Source organism: Roseateles sp. P5_B10 (assembly GCF_056400485.1).
In genome coordinates this window covers 1-3,141 of sequence record NZ_JBFULE010000623.1, presented here as the reverse complement: position 1 = coordinate 3,141, position 3,141 = coordinate 1, and the positions used below count along the sequence as shown (strand labels likewise).

Below are 3,141 nucleotides of genomic sequence, written 5' to 3'. Positions count from 1 at the left end.
GTGCAGTACCGCAATGTCGGCAGCGTCAGGTTGCGGGGCGTGGATGTGGGCGTCGAAAGGCGCGCGACGGACGGCTGGCTCTGGCACATCAGTGCGTCCTGGATGGACGGCCGCGACGACGCCGGCCAGCGCCTGAGCAATTCGCCCTCGTGGATGTTCAAGGGCGACCTCGTCTCACCGGTGTGGCAGCGCTGGCAGCTTGGCACGGAGTGGAACCTGCTCGGCCGCCGCAGCGGCCGCGTCGAGGTGCCGACCAGCGCCCTCGTCAACGCCCATCTGCGCTATCACGTCGATCCGCGCCAGAGCCTGGCCCTGCACCTGAGCAACGCGCTGGACCGCCGCATTTTCGACCCGTCGACCCCTGACACGTCGCTGAGCGCCATCCCTCAGCCCCGGCGCGCCTGGCGCCTGGACTGGCGCTTCACGCTCTGAGCCTGGCCATGCGCGGCAGTCGAGCAGCGGTGAAGGGATGGGCGGGCTGGCGTGCCGGCTGCGCGATCCTGCTCGGCCTGCTGTCGGCCCAGCCGGCCGCGGCGCAGAGCGCCAGCCCGGAAGCCCTGAAAGCCGAGGTTGTCTACCGCCTGCTGATGTTCGTCACCTGGCCCGCCGACCGCGAGCTGGCGGGGCGGCCGCTGCAGCTGTGCACCGTCGGCGAGGGCCGCATGGACAGCGCGCTTCAGTCCCTGGCGGGTCGACCGATCCGGCACCTCACCGTCGATGTGCGCCATCAGGCCCGCGCCGACCAGCTTGCCGGCTGCCATCTGCTCTACCTGCCCACGCCTCAGCCAGCGCTGCGCCCGGTGTTGGCCGACCTGCCGGTGCTCGTCATATCGGATGTGGCGGTGATGCTGGAGCAGGGTGCCATGATCAACCTGCAGATCGAAGACGGCCGTATCGTCTTCGACGTGGATCTCGACGCCGCGCGCCGCGTCGGCCTGGCCATCAGCACCAAGCTGCTGCGCCTGGCCCGCTACGTTCGCCACCAGACGACATCGCCGTGAAGCCGCAATTTGCCGATGCCTTCGATCGCCTGCGCGAACTCGTGGTCGCGCTGGCCGCCTTGCTGGTCTTCGCACTGCTGCTCAGCGTGCTGCAGTACTGGCGCCTGCATGACCGCCAGCTCGAGGACCTGCGCACCCAGGCCGACATCGTCGCGCAGACGGTCTCGGCGGCGCTGGTTTTCGACAGCCGCAGCGATGCCGGCGAAAGCCTGGCTGCCCTGCAGCAGAGCCCGTCCATCGTGCATGCCCGCCTGCTGAAGGGCGACGGCGCCGTCTTCACGCAGTTCTCGCGCACCGCGGCCGAGGTCACCTGGTTGCACGAGGCCGCCGGCACGGCGAGCGTGCAGGTGCCGGTCATGGCCGACGGCCGGCGAGTCGGCATGCTGGTCGTGGAGGCCAGCCGCCTGCCGATGTGGATGGACGTGGCCCAGTTCCTCGCCGCCACCATGGGCACCCTGCTGGCCACCGCCGGGTTGGCCTGGTGGCTGTCCAAGCGGCTGCGGGTGCAGATCAAGGAGGTCGAGCGCCGCACTCGCTATCTCGCGCGCTTCGACGCACTGACCGACCTGCCCAACCGTGAGCACATGCGCGGGCTGCTGGAGCGTGTGCTGCACCACCACGGCCGCACCACCCTGCTGATCCTGGATCTCGACGATTTCAAGCGGATCAACGACCAGCATCGCCACGCCGCCGGCGACGCCGTGCTGCAGGCCATTGGCCAGCGGCTCAGGCTGCTGCGCCGGCCCGGCGACCAGATTGCCCGTCTGTCCGCCGACGAATTCGCACTGCTGCTGGTGCCGGGCCTGGAAGACGAGGCGCTGCGCAGCCATGTCGCCCAGTTGCAGGCTGAACTCACGCAGCCGGTGCTGCACGACGGCCATTGGCTGCGCCTGCATGTCTCCAGTGGCGGCGTCTCATTGCCCGAGCACGCGCGTKATGCGAGCGAGGCCTTGCGCAGTGCCGATGCCGCGCTGCGGCATGCCAAGCAGATCGGCAAGGACAGCTTCCAGCTCTTCACGCCGCAGATCGGCGAGGCCCTGCGCCTGCGGCTGGCGCTGGAGCACGATATACGCGAAGGCCTGGCGCAGGGGCAGTTCTGCCTGGCCTACCAACCGCAATATGACGCCGCGCGCCGCATCCACGGCTTCGAGGCGCTGGCGCGCTGGCACCACCCGCAGCGGGGCTGGGTGCCGCCGGCCGAATTCATCCCGGTGGCAGAGAACTCGGGCCTGATCGTCGAGCTCAGCCTGGCGCTGCTGGCCGTGCTGCGCCGCGACCTCGACGGCCTGCGCGCCCGGGGCCTGGCCTGCCCGCCGGTGGCCGTCAACCTGTCCTGGGAGCAATGCCGCAAGCCCCAGCACCGCGAGCGCTTCCTGCAGCAGCTCAAGACGCTGCAGCTGGGGCCGGACGAGATCGAATTCGAGCTGACGGAAAGCGCCGGCTTCGAGGACATCGACAAGCCGGATTCCTTCGTCTTCACCTTGCAGGGCCTGGGCTACAACCTGGCCATCGACGACTTCGGCACGGGCTACAGCTCGCTGGCCTATCTGCGCCGCATCCGCTGCCGCAAGCTCAAGATCGACCGCCTCTTCGTGCACGGGCTGTCTGGCAATGCCGACTCCCACATGTTGGTCGAATCCATGGTGCGCGTCGCGCACGCCATGCGCATGGTCGTCGTGGCCGAAGGCGTGGAATTGCCGGCGGACGAGGCGGCTCTGATCGCAATGGGCTGCGACCTGATGCAGGGGTTTGCCTTCTGCAGGCCGGTGCCGCCGGACGAGATGCCAGGATTGCTGTCGGTCGACTGATCCGGCAGGCCGTTGCTCCCATCGGGTCGTCTGTCCGGCCGATCTGCGGTTCGTCGCCTGGCCGTTGTCGATCTCAAGCGTGCTCAACAGAATTGCGCGCACCGCCACCCCTCCGACCTGCAAGGATGYGCAATTGAACAAGCTGCTACGCAACGATCAGGGCCGCCTGCGCAGCGGCTGGTGGATCCTTCTCTTCATGGCCATCTTCCTGGCCAGCCAGTGGGTGTACCGGCCGGTGTCTCACGGCTTGCAGCAGATCGGCGTCGCCAAGGCGTGGCTGTCGCCGCTGCCGGTCGTGTTTCTGCTGGGGGTGACGTGGATCTGCATGCGGC

4 protein-coding genes are annotated in these 3,141 nt (G+C 68.8%); all 4 read left to right on the top strand.

The genetic code is table 11. From position 1 onward, the window contains the following. Nucleotides 1-432: TonB-dependent receptor domain-containing protein (locus tag AC1DU6_RS24965; RefSeq protein WP_477860362.1), on the top strand; the 432-nt coding region annotated here is incomplete at its 5' end. 8 nt (nt 433-440) lie between these two features. Next, the gene (locus AC1DU6_RS24960; RefSeq protein WP_477860360.1) at nt 441-1,001 is read left to right on the top strand and encodes a YfiR family protein; all 561 of its coding nucleotides are present in this window, start codon (nt 441-443) and stop codon (nt 999-1,001) included. Next, nucleotides 998-2,809, top strand: coding sequence for a putative bifunctional diguanylate cyclase/phosphodiesterase (locus tag AC1DU6_RS24955; protein WP_477860358.1), 1,812 nt, complete (start codon nt 998-1,000; stop codon nt 2,807-2,809). The genes AC1DU6_RS24960 and AC1DU6_RS24955 overlap by 4 nt, the downstream gene beginning before the upstream one ends. A gap of 133 nt (nt 2,810-2,942) precedes the next feature. Beyond that, nucleotides 2,943-3,141: hypothetical protein (locus AC1DU6_RS24950; protein WP_477860356.1), on the top strand; the 199-nt coding region annotated here is incomplete at its 3' end.